The organism is Pontibacter aydingkolensis (assembly GCF_019443125.1).
GTDB classification, from domain to species: Bacteria; Bacteroidota; Bacteroidia; order Cytophagales; family Hymenobacteraceae; genus Pontibacter; species Pontibacter aydingkolensis.
This window is the reverse complement of the sequence record NZ_JAHYXK010000014.1, coordinates 52,409-73,474: the sequence shown is the minus strand read 5'-3', so window position 1 is coordinate 73,474 and position 21,066 is coordinate 52,409. Positions and strand designations below refer to the sequence as shown.

Annotated in this window: 14 protein-coding genes; 6 read left to right on the top strand and 8 right to left on the bottom strand. The window is 43.3% G+C overall.

From position 1 onward, the window contains the following. Window positions 1-448: 448 nt before the first annotated feature. Window positions 449-2,797, top strand: coding sequence for a T9SS type A sorting domain-containing protein (locus K0O23_RS15165; protein ID WP_219878289.1), 2,349 nt, complete (start codon window positions 449-451; stop codon window positions 2,795-2,797). A 641-nt stretch (window positions 2,798-3,438) separates the two neighbouring features. Here the strand turns inward: K0O23_RS15165 and K0O23_RS15160 are convergent. Next, a complete protein-coding gene (locus K0O23_RS15160; protein WP_246597142.1) occupies window positions 3,439-3,621 on the bottom strand; it encodes a hypothetical protein in 183 nt (60 codons plus the stop codon). A 20-nt stretch (window positions 3,622-3,641) separates the two neighbouring features. Continuing rightward, a complete protein-coding gene (locus tag K0O23_RS15155; RefSeq protein WP_219878288.1) occupies window positions 3,642-3,968 on the bottom strand; it encodes a hypothetical protein in 327 nt (108 codons plus the stop codon). Window positions 3,969-4,437: 469 nt separating this feature from the next. Between K0O23_RS15155 and K0O23_RS15150 the strand changes: the two genes are divergently transcribed. Both K0O23_RS15150 and K0O23_RS15145 read left to right on the top strand, forming a co-directional pair. Beyond that, complete coding sequence (locus tag K0O23_RS15150) at window positions 4,438-4,866, top strand: hypothetical protein (protein WP_219878287.1); 429 nt, start codon at window positions 4,438-4,440, stop codon at window positions 4,864-4,866. A gap of 10 nt (window positions 4,867-4,876) precedes the next feature. Next, complete coding sequence (locus K0O23_RS15145; protein ID WP_219878286.1) at window positions 4,877-5,233, top strand: hypothetical protein; 357 nt, start codon at window positions 4,877-4,879, stop codon at window positions 5,231-5,233. Between the two features lie 161 nt (window positions 5,234-5,394). On the opposite strand, the gene K0O23_RS15140 is transcribed toward K0O23_RS15145, so the two are convergent. Together K0O23_RS15140 and K0O23_RS15135 are read right to left on the bottom strand one after the other, a co-directional pair. Further along, complete coding sequence (locus K0O23_RS15140) at window positions 5,395-5,619, bottom strand: hypothetical protein (protein ID WP_219878285.1); 225 nt, start codon at window positions 5,617-5,619, stop codon at window positions 5,395-5,397. A 268-nt stretch (window positions 5,620-5,887) separates the two neighbouring features. Then, on the bottom strand, window positions 5,888-7,999 hold the full coding sequence (locus K0O23_RS15135) for a sensor histidine kinase (protein ID WP_246597141.1): 2,112 nt from the start codon (window positions 7,997-7,999) through the stop codon (window positions 5,888-5,890). A gap of 431 nt (window positions 8,000-8,430) precedes the next feature. Between K0O23_RS15135 and K0O23_RS15130 the strand changes: the two genes are divergently transcribed. Further along, window positions 8,431-9,834, top strand: a complete 1,404-nt coding sequence (locus tag K0O23_RS15130; RefSeq protein ID WP_219878284.1) for a S8 family peptidase — start codon at window positions 8,431-8,433, stop codon at window positions 9,832-9,834. A gap of 428 nt (window positions 9,835-10,262) precedes the next feature. On the opposite strand, the gene K0O23_RS15125 is transcribed toward K0O23_RS15130, so the two are convergent. The 4 genes from K0O23_RS15125 to K0O23_RS15110 form a co-directional block, all read right to left on the bottom strand. Then, window positions 10,263-11,579, bottom strand: coding sequence for a sensor histidine kinase (locus K0O23_RS15125; RefSeq protein WP_219878283.1), 1,317 nt, complete (start codon window positions 11,577-11,579; stop codon window positions 10,263-10,265). 1 nt (window position 11,580) lies between these two features. Then, window positions 11,581-12,255 carry a response regulator transcription factor gene (locus K0O23_RS15120; protein ID WP_219878282.1) on the bottom strand — a complete coding sequence of 225 codons (675 nt, stop codon included), beginning with the start codon at window positions 12,253-12,255 and terminating at the stop codon, window positions 11,581-11,583. 35 nt (window positions 12,256-12,290) lie between these two features. Beyond that, window positions 12,291-13,223 (bottom strand): hypothetical protein, encoded by a 933-nt coding sequence (locus tag K0O23_RS15115; RefSeq protein WP_219878281.1) that lies wholly within the window; start codon window positions 13,221-13,223, stop codon window positions 12,291-12,293. Window positions 13,224-13,296: 73 nt separating this feature from the next. Continuing rightward, window positions 13,297-14,385, bottom strand: coding sequence for a hypothetical protein (locus K0O23_RS15110; RefSeq protein WP_219878280.1), 1,089 nt, complete (start codon window positions 14,383-14,385; stop codon window positions 13,297-13,299). A gap of 514 nt (window positions 14,386-14,899) precedes the next feature. Here K0O23_RS15110 and K0O23_RS15105 point away from each other — a divergent pair. Beyond that, window positions 14,900-16,450, top strand: a complete 1,551-nt coding sequence (locus tag K0O23_RS15105; protein WP_219878279.1) for a GAF domain-containing protein — start codon at window positions 14,900-14,902, stop codon at window positions 16,448-16,450. Between the two features lie 66 nt (window positions 16,451-16,516). Then, window positions 16,517-20,617: a chemotaxis protein CheB gene (locus tag K0O23_RS15100; RefSeq protein ID WP_219878278.1), complete on the top strand. Its 4,101-nt coding sequence runs from the start codon at window positions 16,517-16,519 to the stop codon at window positions 20,615-20,617. Window positions 20,618-21,066 lie beyond the last annotated feature (449 nt).

Sequence of the window (21,066 nt, the reverse complement as noted above, 5' to 3'; positions counted from 1 at the left end):
AGTTTAGCAAAATTTGGGGAGAAAGTATAGGGGAAAGGCTATTTATACGGTAAATTTATGTTATATGCTTTAGCTAATTAAGATTTGTCCTTTACGAATTTATAAAATGTTTTTACTAGTAAAATGCTTTATATAGTAAAAAATATTATTACTTAAGTTATGTAAAATCGTAAACTCTAGTATGCTTCAGCATGCTGACTGCAGCTAATTTATACCCTCCTTTCTGTATCACCCAAATATTTTATTGGATTCAAGTAGCAAGGCTTATAAGGTCTTGAGGGGGATTGGTTTGGTATTATTTATTGTACAGCTAAACAATTAATTTTTTTGAATTAATTGAAATATAGGGAAGCCCGGTTATCGTAGCATTTTATTTTCAAATATCCTTACTTATGTAAATGTGGCTTATTATAAACAGTATAAATTTCAAAAATTAAAATATATTAAAATGAAATATAGATTACTATTAATTGCTGTACTTATAGTTGTTGCGCCTAAGATATGGGCAGCAAATATATTAATTTATGGGCCAATGTTAGCTTCTGCCCCAAATGAGAAGACTCTTGCTGAAGCAGCTGGGCATGTTGTAACAGTGGTAACCGGATCTCAGTGGCTGTCTATGACTACAGCTGATTTTCAATCTTTTGATGCTATAATTATTCCTGATAATGCTTGTAGCTCAACTGGAGGAAATAGCGACCCTAACTTAACTCTGATTAATTCAAACAAATCTGTTTGGGCACCAGCTGTTACAGGAAACTTGTACATGATTAATGCTGACCCTCTATTCCATCGACAGGGCCAGTATCAAGCATTACTAACAAATGCTATCAACTTTGTGACAAGTGGAAGTGGTACTGGTTTTTATGTTTGCTTAAGCTGTATTTTTCATTTTTCTCAAGGTGTGCAGGTTCAGTTCTTATCATTTTTTGGTGACTTTGTAATAAAAGAAGGAGGAATGGATAATATTGACATAGTTGAAACTACACACCCTACTATGGTAGGATTAACAGATTTGGGGCTTTCTCATTGGGGTTACACAGCTCATGGTCCATATTTATCATATTCATCATCAAGGGTAATAACAATTGCAACAGCTAATAGCTTATATCCAGTGATAGTAGCTAGTCCTGGAGTCACTAATAATATTGCTACTTCTGCTTTAGAAAGCTCATCTTTGTGTGCTGGAGTAAATATAAGTATCCCTTATAGTATAAGCGGTTCCTACAATACTGGAAATGTTTTTACAGCTCAACTTAGTAATGCATCAGGTAGCTTTGCTTCTCCAACAAGTATAGGAACAGTAGCAGGAACTACTTCAGGCACAATCAATGCTACTGTTCCTGCTAATACTCCGACAGGCACAGGCTACAGAATAAGAGTCGTCAGTTCTGATCCTGCTGTAACAGGCTCGGATAACGGTAGTGATATTATTGTTAACAATATTCCAACGCTCACAGTATCTAATCCCAACCCTGTTTGCTCTCCTACCACAGTTAATTTGGCAACAACTATCACTAGCTCTATTGCAGGTTTGGATCTAACATACTGGGACGGTGACCCGGATGAAGTTGCCAGTCAGGAACTACAAAGCTCATCGGTTAGCTCAACAGGAACATATTGGATACAAGCTGAAAATTTGTCTGGGTGTACAGCAAAAGCTTCGGTTTCTGTTACAGTAAATTCCCTTGGCGCTCTCGTAATCGGTAGCCCAATCACAATATCTAACCCAAGTGGCTCACCAATTACAACAGTAGCCTTGGGTACAGCGAGCACAACTTACCAGGTTGTAAATCCTGAATCTGGTGTTAGCTATAGTTGGAGCGTCACTTATAATTCCGGTGGTAGTGAGGTGCTGGTATCTTCAGGCACAGGTACATCAGTAGCGGCAAACTGGCTCACAGATATAGCTAGGGTATATAAGGTGAAAGTTAACTCCAGTATTGCAGGCTGTGATGATAAACAAGAGGAGATATATGTAGCAGTGTACGATCCAACTGCCGGATTTGTAACCGGTGGTGGCTGGATTACTTCGCCGGAAGGTGCTTATAAGCCTCTTGAGGCAAGCGGAGAATACATAAGCGATTATATTTCTCCTGAAGGCAAAGCCAATTTCGGGTTTGTGTCTAAGTATAAAAAGGGTTCAACAACTGTAGAAGGTAATACAGAATTCCACTTCCAGGATGGTAATCTCAAGTTTAAATCCTTATCCCATACTGCAGCAACGTTGGTGGTGTCTACCTGTAGGGCAACTTATAAAGGAGAGGGTACTATAGAGGGCTCAGAATTAACTTATAAGTTTATGGTTTCGGTGATAGATGGACAAATCAATGGAGGTGGCAATATTGACAAGTTCAGGATTAAAATTTTAGAGAAAACTTCTGGTAAAATTGTATATGATAACTTAATTGATGCAGATGAGAATTACGATCTTAATGTTGCCCCAACTACTATACTTGGCGGAGGTTCCATTGTGATACACATTCCAATGAAAGCATCTTCAGGTAAAAGTACTGTAGCCATTGACGAATCTCAGAATGGAACTTTCTATACCTATCCTACAGCCTTCTCCAACAGGACAACCATAGCCTTCACCTTGAATAAGACAGAAGATTATGTACTGGAGGTATTCGATATGAAAGGAGCCCTGGTTAAGAAGATCGCTTCTGGAACTGCTGAAGCAAACAAATTATATGAGTTTGAGCTTAGAAGTGATGGAATGGCTGAGGGTGTTTATGTCACGCGCCTTAGCACCTCCACAACTGTACAAAGCTTAAAGGCAGTGTTAAAAAGGTAATTAAAAGTATAATGTCTTTTATAAAGGACTGCCTGTTGCAATCAGGCAGTCCTTGCATTTATACTATTTGGATAAACTATTAGAGCCATTGTTGGTGATATCACCAACAATCCATACTGCATTGCTTTAAACTGGCTGCTATAACCAACCACCAATTACCGCTATGCTCAAATTAGCGGTACTTTTAGTTTCCAATTTCCCATAACCTATCCACACAATATATCCCTGTAAAGACAGGGCGCGACCTGTCCGGATCGTGCATGGGTAATCGTTTCAAAAAAGAACTGTCTGAATCAGGATTTGTAATCCGGCTTTTAACTATTAGCCACAGTTTAGCAATCGGCAAAGTATAAAATCGGATTGCAAATCCTGGTAATATTATACTTTCAGATTGCAAATACGAAAGAGCCGAGGGCAGTTTGATAATCTCCAACTATAAAACACCTCCCTTCCCACCTCCAGCAGGGAATTTTCCTGAAATTACGGAGCTCCCTCCCCTGTTTTTAGGGGAGGGTTGGGGTGGGGTAATCACATTCCACTATATAAACAAGCAGCATAATGCTATTGCCGCATACACTGCAAACGAAAAACCCGCTTAATTTGGTAAATAAGCGGGTTATTCGTTTCTATACTTTCCTGTACTAAGTAACTGTATTCGTATTGCCCTGTAACTCCCGCTCATAATATACTTTATCCTTTTCCTGCGGTTTAGCAGGATCTGTACAATAGTAGATGCGTTTAGCATAGCGTCTCACAGTTAAACTATGGTTAGGATCAGTTTTGAGAAAGACCGTTGATCCTTCGGGATATCTATTTTCCATCATCAGAAGGGGTAAAGTATAAATTAATTGTTTTGGGACTTTTCGGTTGCCTTGGCTGCTTTTTTAGCTTGTTTGTCTGCGTCGGCCCGGTTGCGCTGTGCTTTGGCTTCCATTTTGGCAGAACGTTTTGCGTGCTTTGCCGCATAGGCTGCTTCTTTGTCTATTCTTTTAGCTTCTTTTGCATTGGCCGCTGCTATTCTGGCATCTGATTTTGTGTCTTTTCTAAGGTCTTTGGCATCGCTTAAGCGTTGTGCATCAGCTTTTTGATTATCTTTGGCTAATTGCTGCGCTTTTTGTTGTTCTTGTTTTGTAGGGGTGTTCTGTGCAAAAGTTTGCGTTGCTGCTAACATTAAAATTGCTGTTAACACCGGTAGAAAAATGGTCTTGTAAGTCATAAATTTCAGGAAAAGGTATATTCTATTATCCTGTTTAAGTATACGGCTGTTAAAGTATAACAACTGTAAATATCTGAATATAAATACGTTGTAATTTATTTAACTGCATTCTAACCCGATAGAGGCACGTAATGGCCTATTAATAATTTGCTGCTTGCCGAGCATGATTCTTAGCCTTGATGAAGCTTTTCGCCAACAGGTTATACTTCAGCAACTGATTGCCTGCAGGGGATCACTCCGGCAAAAGCAGATAAGGCAAACATTCGAGCAGGGGCTTTGTAAGAATAAACATCCTGATTTCTAAACTATTAAGGTGAGCTACTATGTTGGGAAGTATAATAACACTCACCCGGCCCGATGGCCAGAACCGACCAGCCTTTTTGCTGCATCCGCTTTTATTCGTCCCGCTGTTTAAACTTAATACATGAAAACAAGTAATGTTAATTACAGCAACTACGCAGCCTATATGCACCAGTTTCTGGGGCGCGAACCAAGCCATTCGGAACTGGACGTTTTTAAGCAGAACCAGGAACTGATGCAGATAACAAGGCGATCATCTCGTAATGATGTGTTCCAGATTACCTTCGTCAACGGCACTGTTATACAGTTATTAACCGGCGGTATACTTCTGGGCGGCGCCATACAGTTGCACAGTCAGGAGGGAGGGCATCGGTTTTACTCTGTCATGTTCAGTGGACAGGATACCCTGGAAGATGCATACCTGATGCTTGATGTATCTATGGATAGTGTTCTGGTAAACGGGTTAAGAACTGACCTTGTTCAGGGAGTAAGGCTGATCACAATTGAGGATCTGGTTACTTTATATAGCCCTGTCATGTTTAACCTATCGTAACGCACAACTTATGACACAGGAACAATTTTACTATTGCCTGAAATGGATTCTGGAGTTGAGAGAAAAAATCTTGGAAACGTACGCTTCGCGCAGAAACGCCCAGGCTAAAGAAGCTACCCAGGCTAACGAACAACAGGTGGATTTTGATTCTCTGAGGCGTTTTGCTGCTAATAAGGCCGGTGAAGACAAAAATACAGCCGAGGCGCAGGCCCGGATCAAAGAACTGGCAGCACAGGAAGCAAAGATTAGAGAGTTTGTGCCTGTGTCGCTTTACGGCACCAGGATAGAGGCCAAACATACAGGATTGCAGTCGCTTTTTGTGGTGTTAGAAGCCGATAGGATAGATATCATAAAATCCGTCGAATAATGTACTTTTCTTATGATGAAGTATAAATTTTTGTAAGAACAGGTTCGGTTAGGATGGCAAGCAATTTATAGTAGTAACTATACCAACACAGATTTAAACAGAAGGAGGCGACTATTAGCTGGTCGCCTCCTTCTGTTTAAATCTGTTTATCAGGTAACTATTTAGTTATTGTCTCTGTCACTATCACGATCAACATCAACAGATTTGGTTCTGGTGGTGGTGTCGTATTCTACTACAGTTTCTGTTACCTCATACTCAGTGGCTACAGAGTCACGGTCTACTACTACACCCTCGTCTTCTGTTACAACTGCTTCGCCATTATTATCGCAGGCAATCATTGCCATGGAGCCAAATGCTACCATACCTGCAAATAGTATCTTTTTCATAGTTTTATTCTTTAGTTAAACATTGTTCAATACAATATCAGGTTTTTGAAACGCAGATGCTGTATCTTGTTTTACTACGTTTTTAATTTAATAAAGGGTTTTAAATCAGCAATTTTCTTGTAATAGTTGCATTGGAAAAGTACTAAATTGGTTTCACTGCAGTTGTAAGTTCACCAGTTTTGATGTTAAAGATACGCGCTCAGAAGTATAGTAACAGGAAGGTCCACCCTTAGGGTAAGACATCAATGCTGGATTAGAGTTTTTATACTTATTTTTTAAGGCTTATCCGGAAGGTTGTGCCCTTATTAAGCTCGCTTTCTACCTCTATTTTGCCTCCTGCGTTCTCAACTATTCTCTTTACAATGTAAAGGCCAATACCTGATCCTTCTACATGATCGTGTAGGCGCTTGAACATCGAAAACATTTTATCAACATCTGTCTCTTTTATACCCAGGCCATTGTCTGTTACTGAAAGTAAAATGAAATCAGCTGTGTTTTCGGTAGTGATGGTAATATGGGGCTTTCTGTCCGGGGCTTTATACTTAAGTGCGTTGCTTATAAGGTTATACACGATGCTCCGAATGTTCTTTGCCGAAAAGTTGATTGAAGCATCAGGGGCCAGATGCGTTTCGATGGTTGCTCCTGATAAAGCAATTTCAGGTTCAAAGTCAAAGCAAACCGCAGTAATTACCTCTTCCAGGTTAATTTTGCTTACATCTTCGCCGGCTTCCCGCTGTATTTTAGCAACCTTAGTCAGGTCTAAAACTACTTTTTTAAACCGGTTTATAGAGTTTCGAATGTGAGAAGTAAGTTCTTGCACCTCGCCGGAAGATGACATAGTGCCAGGAATGTATTCGAGTAATGCATTCACAAGTCCCTCGATGTTATGAATCGGGGCTTTAAGATCGTGTGAGGCAGAGTAAACAAAGTTATCCAGATCGGAATTGGTAGCTAAAAGCTCTTTGTTGATGGATTCGATCTCCTGCCTTGCTCTAACCTGTTCGCTTATATCGATAGCTACTGCAATTATACCTGTTACAAAACCCTGCTCATCGCGTAACGGATGATAAACAAAGTTGAGGTATAATGTCTCGTTTATTTTGTTGCGCTCCAGCACCAGGGGAACCTCGTTAGCCACATAAGGCACGCCGGTAGCCATTACCTGGTCAAGCAGTTCTTTAAAACCCTGTTCAACAGCTTCCGGTATCACTTTAAGTATGGGCTTCCCCATAACATCCTCCTGTTTAACCCGCCATATCTCACAAACACCCGGGTTGGCAATATCAACAATATAATCGGAGCCTCTTAACAATGTAATGCCCACAGGAGCCTGCTGGAAAATTTCTTTGAGGTACTCCTGGCGTTGCAAGATCTCCTGCCTGGACTGCACACTTATAATAGAGGTGGCAATTTGGCTGGTAAGCAGGCTGTAAAACCCCTGATAAGCTCTATTATACTCCTGTTTGTCGCTTATTCCCGAGATAAAAAAACCGATTATCTGGCTTTCTCCGGGTTTAAATATCGGATGTACGGCAGCACGGCTAACACTGCTGACAGATGTACCATCTGCAGTCAGGTTAGGTAGGTCTACAACCATACTTTCATGTGATTGCAATATTTTTGCAAAGGGCCATGCTGCCTGTGGTTGTTTAAGATTAACCCTTGCCGGTGTCAAATCGCTTGCTAAGTAACCTGCTTGTCCTGCAAGTGCAACTTCTGAACCTACGCTATTGCAAAGGTAGATCATGTTAAAAGGAATGTCGTTGGAGTTTTCATTTAAGATACTACTGGCACTTGTCCCCAATTGATCCAGGGTTTGCACCTGCGCCAGCGCATCCGATATATCCTTGAGTGTCTTAAGCCTGCGTTGACCAAGTACAGAACTGGTTTCTTCGTAACAGGCGCAAAAAATACCGGCTATGTTACCAGTGTCGTCGAATATAGGACTGTACGAAAAGGTCCAGTATGTTTCTTCGGCAAAACCCTTCCGATCCAGGAACAATTGTAAGTTTTCAGCATTAAATGATTCTCCGTGCTTTAGTATGTTCTCAGTTATATTTCCAATCTGATCCCATATCTCAGCCCACATTTCTCGCGCCGACGCTCCTAACGCTTTAGGGTGTTTTTTTCCTAAAGCCGGTAGATAGGCGTCGTTATGAAACATGTATAAGTCCTGTGACCACCAGATAAACATCGGGAAACCGGAACTAAGTATAAGCCGGATGTTCGTTTTAAGGCTCTCCGGCCATAACTGCGGATGGCCAAGCGGATGAGAGTCCCAACTATAAGCCCGCATCAAAACAGCCATTTCGCTATCTCCTCTGAAGATATGAACAAGTTCGCTGTTTTGATTTAGAGTAGTGGAGGTTGATGAAGACATGAGTCTGGAGGTTAATGTTGCAATGGCTTTCTAAGTTACCACACATTTACGGGAAAAACTAAATGAAGGGAAAGAGCAGTACTTAATACTATTGCCAAAAGTATAAATTGTTTGTGCGTTACAGCATGTGCCTCATGTTAAGTAAAACCCTATAATCAGTTATGATCTGTAGCTTTTATTTAAACTCTATGTGTACAGTTGAAGGGGAATATATATTGTATTTTATATGTGTACGCCTAATGTTACCTGGCATGTGTGTTTAAGGGTGAATTTGTGTATGTATATTGTGAAATAGCGTGTTATGGCTAGGTGTGAGCTTTTAATACCATGATTATATAATGTTACTTTATAGGGTAAACCTTCCTTGATATAAGTAAATAATATTCGTCACTTTAGTTTCTAACTTATATTTCACCTAAAATTTAAAGTACATGAAAAAAAACTATTTCAGAGCGGGGAAGTCTGCTTTAGCGTTGGCCGTAATGTCAGCTGCGTTTTTGACCAGCTGCGAAAAAGAAACTCTTTTAGAAGACGAAGCATTCGCGATGTCGGAGGAAGCGCAGGCTATGGGCTCTAAGGGCCAGCAGTTTGTGGCTAACGAAGTACTTGTTAAGTTTAAAGCCGGCGTATCTGCAGATGCGAGAGCGGCAGCCCTTTCACGCATTAATGGTAGTGTTAAAGAGCACATTTTAACTAAGACCATGGAGCGCTTTGGAGATAAAGAAGGTCTAACATTAGTACATACACCAATGGCTGCGCTTGAAGCTATTGGTAAAATGAAAGGTGCAGCAGAAATAGAGTACGCTGAGCCAAACTATATCTATACGCACAGTGCTTCTTCTGATCCGTATTATACAAATGGTTCGCTTTGGGGTATGTATGGCGATGCCTCATCTCCGGCCAACCAATACGGTAGCCAGGCTGGCGAGGCATGGGCAGCTGGCAATACCGGCTCCGCTTCTGTTGTAGTAGGTGTCATAGATGAAGGTATTCAGGTTGATCATGCTGACCTTGCCGGTAATATCTGGACCAACCCTTACGACCCGGTTGATGGTGTAGATAATGATGGCAACGGCTATGTTGATGACGTGAACGGCTGGGACTTCGACGGCAATGATAACCAGGTTTATGACGGTGGCTCAAGAGGCAGCCTCGACGACCACGGCACCCACGTAGCAGGAACAATAGGTGCAGAGAACAATGGTAAAGGTGTAGTAGGAGTTAACTGGAAGGTGACCATGATCTCCTGCAAGTTCTTGGGCCGCAGAGGTGGTACAACTGCTAACGCTATCAAGGCAGTTGATTACCTGACTGATCTGAAAAACCGCCATGGTATGAACATTGTAGCCAGCAACAACTCGTGGGGTGGCGGTGGCTATTCTCAGGCGCTATACGATGCTATACAGCGTGCGCAGGCAAAAGACATTCTGTTTGTAGCTGCAGCTGGCAATGGTGGCAGCGACGGCGTAGGCGATGACAATGATGTGGTTGCAAGTTATCCATCTAACTACACTTTAGATAACATCATTGCTGTGGCTGCGATCACCTCTTCCGGTGCCAGATCGTCTTTCTCCAACTATGGTGCTACTACTGTGGATATAGGGGCTCCTGGCTCAGGAATATGGTCTACTACAGCTTACAACACTTTATCATCTTATAATGGTACTTCCATGGCTACTCCACATGTAACAGGAGGCGTTGCACTATATGCTGCTTCCCATCCGGGTGCGTCTGCTGCTACCATTAAGAGTGCTATCATGAGCAGCGCGTTGCCTACAAGCTCTTTGGCAGGTAAGTGCGTTACAGGTGGCCGTTTAAATGTAAGCGGATTTTAATTAGAAGAATCACCTTGCCGCTTAAGAGGCATAATAAAGAAATGCCGCCCCGAATAGGGGCGGCATCTTGTTTTTTTAAGGTGCCGGTTTTAAGCCAGATTTAGACAGTGTACTGATTACAGGACAGCATATGCCGGCAAGTATAAACCGAAATGCGTATTTCTCACTAAAGATTGTTGTAGTTGATGTTACCTTTTGAGCTTTTGAATGTAAAGTTTAAACACAGAATATTTGGTTAAAATAAAGCAGGTATACTTGTGCTTCGGATTCTACTTGTTTTGCAGCGTTACCCTGCGTGATAATCCTTCTTTTAACTTAACATACTTTTTAACTCTCTTTGGCTATTGCTTACATCTCACATTAGCACCTGTAATTATAGCAAACGGAGCAACTCCCTGTTCTCCGTTTGCTATAGTTTTGCACCAGCCTCAGTCTTTAAGAAACAGAAAGCTGAACGTAGTCCCTTCGCCGGGCACCGAGGCGACATCCAGTTTTATCTTATGGAACTTTGCGACTGTATTTACAATTGCCAGCCCCAGGCCATAACTTTCGCCATCTGCTGCGTGCGTTCTTTTAAACCGCCGGAATATTTTAGGCAATTGATCCTCGGCTATACCCGTGCCAGTATCGGCAACTGTTAACTCATACTTTTTGCCGTTCATACTGCCGTTTATACGTATACTTCCGCCTTGCTTGTTATACTTAATGGCATTATTTACCACGTTAAACAGCATCGTGAACAGCAACGAGTAATTCGCATTTTGCAGCACCAGGTTTTCTGCCAGCGTAGTGCTTATCATTACCTCTTTCATCTCGGCTCTGTCGCTTATTTCGTCTACTACATCCTGCACAAGTGTCTTCAAATCTACTGTTTCATTTTTAAGATACTGCTCGTTCTCTATCCGTGATATAAGCAGTAGCGCCTGGATTATACTTTTGAGGCGGTGCAGCGTTTTCTGGCTTTCAACAAGTTTTAACAGCACATCATCCGGGAGGTCTGGGCTAGCCAACAGGTTCTCCAGCCTGTTCTGAAGTATAGATACAGGCGTAAGCAGCTCATGCGACACATTGCCAATAAACTCTTTCTCTTTGCGGAAAGCGTCCTGCACCTGCAGCATCATGCCATTGATAGTATCGTTCAGGTACAAAAAGTCGCTGGTGGAGGTAGGCAGGGGAGTAGGCTTAAAGGTTTCGGGATGGCCGATGCGTTGCAGCTTTCGAAGAATCAAACGCATAGGGCGTAGCAATACCTTTAAAAAAACAAGGTCTATAAAGACAGTAAACAGTACCACACCCACCAGAAAGTATAAAGCATAGCGCTGCAGTGTATCGCTGGTTTCGCGGATGGTGTCCAGGCTGCGACCTATCTCCAACTGGTAAGTCTGGCCGTGCAGCTCAAAGCCCAGGCTAAGCACACGATACTCCATTACTTCGCCTTCTACCTTTCGCAGTGTATTCTCAATCCGGTTGTCTATCAGCGATGGGTCTATAGGCTCCATCGAAATAAACTCTTCTTTCAGGATATTGTAACTGCCAAAAGCACTGTCTTCGCTGTTAGCCAGAAACGAGTCTATGCCCCGTATCTCTATAATATCAAACACCTGCTCCTTTTTCTGGAGCAGGCGCTGATCTGTACTGTGCAAAGCTACCCGGTTTATCAGTGGCGGAAGCACTATTACCAGGAGCAGAAGTATAACTATTTTAGATGCTGCACTAAACAGCGTAAGTTTTGATTGTAGCTTCATACTATGCTACCAACCTGTAGCCTACGCCCCGAACGGTTTCCAGCCAGTCACTTGATATGTAGCCGGCCAATTTTTTGCGCAGGTTTTTGATGTGCACATCTATGTAGTTGGAGTCGTAGTTATCTTCTAAAATATTCCCCCAGATATGTTCTGTTAGCTGCAGCCTGGTAAGTATGCGCTTGCGGTGCAGCAGCATGTAATGCAGCAGGTCAAACTCTTTTTTTGTGAGCGAAATTTCCTCGCCTTTATAGGTTACGACGCGGGCAGAATTATCGAGCTCAATACCACGAAACTCCAATACTGTAGACTTAACCTGAAACTTTCGACGAAGTATGGCCTGCATGCGTGCCTGTAACTCCAGTAATGAGAAAGGCTTGGGCAGGTAATCGTCAGCACCAAGTCCAAGGCCCTCAATGCGGTCTTCCAGTGCGCCGCGCGCTGTAAGTATGATTATAGCCGGTTCGTGCTCTAGTTCTCTTGTTTCGCGCAGGAGGTCCAGGCCCTCGTAATCAGGCAAGCCCAGGTCCAGAAGTATAAAGTCGTAGCGGTTTACAGCAATTTTCTCTGAGGCCTCACGTCCTGTAAAGGCCCAGTCGCAGATGTAGTGTTCCTGGGTAAGAAAATGTTTTAATTCGTTTGCCAGGCTAACCTCATCTTCTACAATGAGTACGTGCATGTTAGGGTGTGTTAAGGTGAGATTTATGTAGTATGCTAAAACGTGTACTTCACGCTTAAAGTATAAAAGGATTGAGCCTTAGACTCATCTCCTTCAAGTTTGTTTACTGGTATGGAATAGCGCCACGATGGCTCAAACTCAAAATTGCCATAGTATACCACCACCGGGATTTTAAGGTCATAGTTCAGTACCCTGAACCTGCTCACGTTTGTGGTTGTGGTGGTAGTAGTGGTTTCTTCGGTTGTGCCGCCATCTGAAGGGCCTTTGCTGCCACCCGGGTTCAGTGGGTCCAGTATGCCGCCAATAGGGCCGCTGCCGGTAGAGCCACCTCCTGATCCCTTTTTTTTCTGCGTAGTAGTGGTAGTATGTGTTTCTGAAAAGTGCTGCGTACCTGCTGTCACGCTTATTTTAGGGTCCAGTCCTACGGGCAGGTTTCCTTGCCAAAGCGGGTTCAGGGGCACATATCTCGAATTCTCAAGCACTGTGAACACATCATTTCCGCTGCCGATAATGTAACTGTTTGTAAGAGCAGTGTACAGGTATTTCCAATCGTAGGCTGTTCTGGCAGAGAGGGCATCAGTTGTGCTGGCGTTAACCAAAGGTGTGTTCTTGCCAAAGATAAAATGCGTATAGCTCAGGTCAACTTCCAGGCGCTTGCGCACTTTAAAGCTATACCCAACCGACAGATCTGCCTGGTCTATAAAGTCTTCGGTACCGAAGAGCTGGTAGGCAGAAGCTGATGCCCATATGCCGGTATGATGAATGTACGTTAGGTTAGGAGCAGCATAAGGGTAACGTTTAGCAGTATTCCTGCCAAAGAAAGATGAGTTATTAGATGCCTCCATACCAACTACCCACCAACCGGTTTTAACAGTATCTGTTTCAGCTGCCGGTTCTGCCGTCTGTCCTGCAAATGCAAGAGCAGGCATCAGCAAAAACAGCCAGATACATATCCAAAGTGTCTTCATCTGATTCATCTTTATAGCCCTATGGCCCCTGCTCTTTGCAGGGGCCATAGGGCTGATGGATACCTCAAAGGTACTAGTTTCCTACTTTTATTTTAGAGCCTACGCCCACATTCACAGCGCCTCCAACCTGCACAGGGCGGTTAGATTTGCCTGGCGTAACCACTTTGGTCGTGTTGTTTACAGCGCCGCCTACAGTTGTGTTAACTCCTGCACCGGCACCTGCTCTGCCTGCACCTGCGGCTCTCGAAACACCGGCAGCACGGCTTGCACCACCTCTTACTTTAGCATTTCCAGCTGCAGCGCCCTGGGCTTTTACCTGAGCCGGTTTTTCTTTCGCTTTTGCCGTTGCAACTTCTTTTACTTGCTGGCCTTTTTCCTGGCCGGTAGCCTTAGTATCCTGAGCTGTTTCAGCTACAGCTTTGCCGTGGCCTTGTGCGTTTTCAGACTGTGTGCCGGCAGTTGCTTTACCTTTTTGGCTGGCTTCTACGGCTACATGGCCCGCCTTGTTTGCTGTCTCTGCAGCGTCAGCCTCCACAGATGCCTGTGTGCTTTGTGCCGCCTTTACATTGGCTCTTCCTGTGTTCTCAGCCTTATTGCCCTGAACTTTTAGGGCTGCCTCAGATTGCTGTGAAACCTCAGCGGCTACCTGCAGGCCTCCTTCTGCGTTTTGCCTGCCTTTGGTGGCTGCTGCCGTTGCATTGCTTTTTGCTACTTCGGCAATCGCCTGGCCGCGTCCTCCTGCATTTTCACCTTCTGCTGTAACTGTTGTTTTTAAGCCTTGTGCAGTTTCAGAAACAACCTGTCCATGGTTTTCTTTCGGAGCTTTTTCCTCACCTTTCTCTGGTGTTCTTCCTTTTTCAGTTTTTGGCTCTTCCTGAACAGGCTCTGTTTCGGTTGGCTTATCTTTAGCTCTTTTTGCCTTAGCAGATGCTTTTGCGTTCAGGGCTGCTTGTCCGTTTGCTTTGCCTTTAGCCGGTGTGGCTTCAACATCCGACGTAGTTGTGGTGGAAGATGAGTTGGAAGCGCTTACCTGCTTGCCGTTCTCGTTTGCAGATACCTGTGCAGTTGTGTTAGTGTTAGCCTTTACAGAAGCTTTGTTTGACTGAGCAAATACTGTTGTCGTGCTTAGCAGGACCGCAGCCAGAAATGTTATCTTTTTCATTTTCGTTTTCGGTTTAATTAGTTTATGCATCAAAACTATAATGTCAAGATGAAGACAACATGAAGAAAAATATTTTTTTAATTTTTTTTCAAATATTTTTTCAGGCTTTGCATGAATAGGCAAAAACCTGGTTAAGCGGATGCATAGAAAAGAATAATAATAAAGCGGCTTGTTTAGTTTCTTATTTGTAGAAAAGTTAAGCGCCAACACTAAGCCAATGGTTACGGAAAAGTAATAACAGTGAATAAGTACTTACACTCCTGCAAAATCGTTTATGTTTTAATATACAGCAGGGGTTTATAAAAACATATAAATTATAAGTAGAATTTCATAACTTGTCTCAAGTGTGCGATTGTTGCGTAATATCCTACAGTATAAACAATTTGACAGGAGTATAATACGTAACTAACAGCCTTATTTAGCAGGTTTTTACAGACACAAAGCGGGCGGAATAAACACTCCATTCCAATTTCGGTTATAAGTGCTTCTGATCGAGTACAACTCAAAATAATCTATGAATAGCAAAGCAGCACCGGTAAACTTAACAATAGATAAAGATTATGATTCAGAAATTTGCGGAACTATACCACTGCATTTAGTCAACCTGATACAGCCACATGGGGCGCTGCTTGTGCTGGATAAACAGATGCAGATCGTCCAGGCCAGCGAAAATATCAATTCTTTTTTACCTCTTACTGCCGATGAACTGCTTTCAAAGCCGCTCTCAGAATTAATTCCGGCCAATCAATACGAAGATATAGTTGGTAAGATAAATGCCCGGTCAATTGTCGACAAAATTCCATTTACACTCAATTCTATATTCCAGGAGAAAGAAACTTCCTTCACGGCGCTTATACTGCCTCAGGATGAATATCTGCTAATAGAACTGGAAGAAAACAACTCTTCTCCGCAGGAGACTTTTGTGCGCCTGTACCAGCACATAAAATACATTACTTCACTTCTGAAACAGGCTGGTACATGCCAGGAAATTGCCCAGCGAACTGCTGAAGAATTAAAGTTATTCACAGGCTTTGACAGGGTGCTGGTATACCAATTCGACCCTAAGTGGAACGGGATGGTAGTGGGGCAGGCAAAGGAAGATGATATGGACGATTACATGGGCCTGCGCTTTCCTGCTTCTGATGTGCCCAGACAGGCACGCGACTTATACCTTAGGAATCCTTACCGCCTCATTCCCACCCGCGACTATACCCCGGTTCGATTAATACCGGTTATTAATCCAATTACACAACGCTTCACTGATCTGGCTGATAGCAACCTGCGCAGCGTGGCCAAAGTGCATCTGGAATACCTGGCTAACCTGAAAGTCATGGCGTCCATGTCGCTGCCTATCATTATAGACAATAAGCTTTGGGGCCTGATTTCTTGCCATCATAAGACTCCTAAATATCCTGGTTACGAAATGCGCTCTGCCATGGAGCTACTGGGTGGTATACTCTCTGCACAACTGGAATCTAAGCAGAAAGAAGAGTATATGTCGGTTAGGGTGCAGCTGCGCAGCATTCATGTTAAACTGGTAGAGCAATTATATGCTACCGCTCACTTTGCTGAAGGACTACTGAAAGGAGCCACAAGTATACAGGATCTGCTCTCTCTAAACGGAGCCGCAGTAGTATATGAGGGTAGTATCTGGACGAGTGGAAGCACGCCAGCCAAACAGGAGATAAAGGAACTTGTTTCGTGGCTCCGCCGAAATAAAGGCAGCGGAGTATTTGCCACGGACATGCTACCGCTTGTTTACCCGAACAGCAAGGCTTACAAAGAGACAGCCAGTGGCCTGGTCTCGATGCCTGTAAATGCCAATCAGGAAGAATTTATACTTGGTTTCAGACAAGAAGCTTTACAAACCGTAAACTGGGGAGGAAATCCGGACAACGCCATTCAAATGGAGTCTGACGGTAAGACTTATCATCCGAGAAACTCGTTTGCGACTTACAAAGAAATAGTGAAAAATACAGCGATGCCCTGGCAGCAGGAAGAGATAGAAGCTGCAGAGACTTTGCGGAACGCAGTTCTGGAAAAGATAATTAAAGCAGGATACTAGCTTGTTTTTGGATAGAGAAAAGCACCATAAGATTCAAAGAAAGCAGGCAGATCAGTAATATTACCAATGGCATCATCTAAAGCAGAACCCAGGAAGGAAAACATAAAACCCGTAGCAGATCATTATCTGGTTGCTATTGGCGCCTCAGCAGGTGGTTTAGAGGCTATTCACAAGTTGTTCGATCATTTTCCGAATAACTCCAGCTTTTCCTTTGTCATCATACAGCACTTATCCCCGGATCATAAAAGCCTGATGGCTGAACTTCTGTCTAAGCATACGCAGATGCAGGTTCGGGAGGCAGAAGACAACATGTTTACAAGGCCTAATTGTGTGTATGTGCTTCCGAGCGGTAAACAGCTTACCATAGAGCATGGTCGCCTGCGCCTCGAGGACAAGACCCGTAGCCGTGAGCCTAATTTTGCCATTGATCTGTTCTTTGAGTCAATGGCAAAAAACCGTGGTAAGTATGCAATCGGCATCGTGCTTTCCGGTACTGGTACAGATGGCACGAAAGGAGCAAGGGCAATTAAAAGAGCCGGTGGAATGGTTGTAGTGCAGGATCCTGCTACAGCTAAATTTGACGGTATGCCGCGTAGCGTGATAGATGCCGGATTTGTTGACTACGTACTGGCTCCACAGCACATGCCGGAAGAGATAATAGAATTCACGCGTAAAATTCCGTTAGTGAAGAGTTTAATAGAGCAAAATGAACAGGGAGAGGATGAAGCGATCTTAAAAGAGATTCTTGACCTGGTGTGTACCCACACACAAACAGATTTTACCAACTATAAAGAGGCAACCATTAACCGCAGGATCCGAAAACGCATGGACCACCTGAAGGTGCCTGACCTGAGAGCTTATCTTAATTATCTGCACGAAAACCCGGCAGAGATCAAAAAGCTTTGTCAGGAGTTTTTTATCAACGTCACCAGCTTTTTTCGCGACCCGGAAGCATTTGAGTATCTGGAGAAGGAAGTAATTCCTAATATAATATCCGAAAAGAAAGGAGACGAACCTGTTAAAGTATGGACAGCAGCCTGCAGCACAGGGGAAGAAGTATACTCCCTTGCCATACTTTTTAAAGAAGCATTTGAAAAGCTGGGTCTCGAACCATATGTAAAGTTGTTTGCCACCGACGTCGATCAGCAGGCTATAACACAGGCTTCTAAAGGCAGTTATCCGCTTTCAATAGCCAAGCAGGTTTCGCCTGAAAGACTTAAGCGCTTTTTCTACCAGCAAGGAAACCGGTACATTGTAAATGAGGAAATTCGCAAAATGGTGGTGTTTGCGCAGCACGACTTGCAGAAAGACCCGCCTTATAGCCGTATTGACCTTGTGTCGTGCCGCAACATGCTCATTTACTTAAATGCTGACCTTCAGAACAGAGTGTTGTCTCTGTTTCCGTATGCTCTGAAACAGAATGGCTATCTTTTCCTAGGGCCAAGCGAGCATATCGGGGAAATGAAATCCTATTTTACCGAGGAAAACCGCAAGTGGAAGATATTCAGGAAGGTAAAGGAAAGCAAAGGCATCAAGAAAAGCTATGGGATTACGGACTACACCCAACAGGCAAATTATAGTAACCATCAGGCTGTGACACATAAGAATACACCTGCAGGCCTTTACAATGAATCCTTTATGGACGCCGTTTCGGAGGATTTTAAAGTAACAGGCCTTTATGTAGATGAGAACTACCAGTTGCTGCACGGCATCGGTGATATAGACCGTTTCCTGAAATTCCCGGACAAGCGCCTGCATTTTAACCTGATTAAAATGGTGCCCGAGGAACTTGCGGTAACACTGAGTGTAGGCATCCGGAAAGCCATTAAGCAGGACCGTAAAGTTGTGGCCAGGCAGGTAACCTTAAAGCTTGGTAAAAAAGAGCAGTTGGTACACGTGTCTATACGCCCAATCACTCTGGATAAAGAGCAACCTAAAGTTATACTTGTGCTGCTGCAGGAGATGGGGGAGGTAACTCCTATACCAAAAGTATCAGATCTTACATTTGTTTCGGATTCAGACTATTACCAGCAACTGGCCACCCTTGAGTCTGAGCTTAAAGAGGCACGGGAAGGGCTGCAGCTTACGGTACAGGACCTGAGCACAGCCAACGAGGAACTGCAATCTACAAACGAAGAGCTCATGTCGTCTAATGAGGAACTACAGAGCTCTAACGAGGAGATGCAATCGCTGAACGAGGAGCTGCACACGGTTAACTCCGAGCATCAGCTAAAGATAAAGGAACTGCAGGAGCTTAACGAAGACCTGGACAACTATTTCAGAAGCTCTAACATCGGGCAGCTTTTTGTGGACCACAACCTGGTTATCCGCAAGTTCACGCCTTCCATTAACGGTCTGATCAATATTATCGAGGGAGACACAGGCCGGCCTATTCATCACCTGTCTCATAACTTAAAATACTCCCGCCTGATAGAAGACATACAGCACGTGAACAATACCTCTGCTGAAATCGAACAGGAAGTAGAAGCAAATGGAGGCAAGTTCTACCTGATGCGCATTATCCCATACCTCAAACACGATGGTAACAAGGATGGTGTAGTAGTGAGCTTTGTAGATGTAACTACCCTTAAAACCCTGAGCAACGTGGTGCAGGGAGTACTTAATAGCTCGCTAAACAGCATAATGGCTTTCAGGGCAGTGAGGGACGATAAGCATCAAATAAAAGATTTTACCTGGACACTATTAAACAAGAGGTCAGAAAGCCTGATTGGCCATTCGCAGGCTGAGTTACTTAATTCAAGTGTGCTTTCCACTTCGCCGTTTATGAAGAAAAGCGGGCTGCTTAAAAAGTTTATAAATGTTGTGGAGGGCGGACATTCAATACACATTGAACAGCAGCTGGAGCTTGACGGCAATAAAGTATGGTACGAGATAGCTGCCGTTAAAATGGGTGATGGCGTAACCGTAACCATGGCCGACATCACAGAGAAAAAGGAAAGCGAAGATAAGGTACTGATGGCTTATGAAGACCTGAAAATAGCCGAGGAAAACCTAATAAAACTGAATAATGAGCTTGAGAAACGGGTAACCGAGCGCACCCGCGAACTGGCCTCCAGTGAAGAACGCTTCAGGATGGTGTCGATGGCTACCAACGATGTGATCTGGGACTGGAACCTGGTAACTAACCATGTGTGGTGGAGCGACAGTTTGGAGACAATGCTAGGCTATTCAGCAGCTGAAATGAGCAATGGAGTTGATGGCTGGTTTAAACTGATACACCCCGACGACAAAGAAAGAATAGAGAAAAGCATTGGCAAGGCCATAAACGATGGGAAAGAGCAATGGTCCGGTGAATACAGGCTTTTAAAGTCTGATGGTACGTATGCTTATGTCTCTAACAGGGCGCACATTATGCACAATGAGTATAAGATGCCTTACCGGGTGCTGGGCTCATTTATCGACCTGACAGACCTTAAGTTAACCCAGGAAAAACTTCAGGAGACAAACGAGCACCTGCTTCGCGTTATCGAAGACCTGGACACGTTTGTTTATACTGCCTCACATGACCTGAAATTGCCGATAGCTAACATTGAAGGCCTTATGCTGTTGCTGGAAGAGCAGATCGCCGCTGCCGGGCCTATACCAGGAGAACCTACTCAGCCTGTTTTCGAAATGATGAAAGGGGCTATCAACAGGTTTAAAAACGTGATAAAAGACCTGACAGACATAGCAAAGGTACAGCGCAATATAGACGGTGAGCCTGAGCAGGTGGATTTTCAGGAAGTCTTTAATGATGTAGTAGAAAGTGTAAAGGAATTAGCGGGAAGTGAAGACGCAATAATCAATGCAGATTTTGCTGAAGCTCCGGAAGTAAACTTCTCCAAAAAGAACCTGTACAGTGTGCTTTACAACCTGGTAAGCAATGCTATAAAGTATAAATCTAAAGACAGAACACCTGAAATAACTATAACTACAAAGCGGGTTGATGGCCATGTGTTACTAACCATTTCAGACAACGGGCTAGGTATCAGCAAAGATAATGTATCGAAGTTATTTACGCTGTTTAAGCGTTTCCATACACATGTGGATGGCACTGGCATGGGATTATACATTGTAAAAAGGTTAGTAGACAACGCAAACGGGTATATTAAAGTTAACAGCACTGAAGGTAAAGGCACTGCGTTTGAACTGTACTTTAAGGATTAGCTTCCCGGAGCTACAGTAAAATTGCCGGACAACATAGGCGGAGATTTTACTGTAGCTTATGCTGTTATTATGTTATTCTGACCAGGGCACAGCTCTGCTTAGTAACTCCGGACCTATAGGTTAAGTAGGAGCAGAAGTACCTGGCAGTTTAATGTTGCTAACAGCATTTGTACTGCTTAATATGCCAGATTGGCTATACTTTTAAAATTACTATAAAAGAAGCGGATGAATAAAGTATGCAGTGTATACCTTATGAGCTTAAGACCTGTCTGAGTCGTACTTTATTACAATTTTTTTTCCTGGCTCTCACTCGAAAACATCTGATTAATTGAAAGATGTTTAAGTTGTTGTATATAAGAGTTTTATGTGTTTTTTGTTTTCGCTGTAACTGTTTGCCTGCTGGTAGTGCCGGCTTACCCTTTAACATACACTTTTTTGTATGTTAAGGC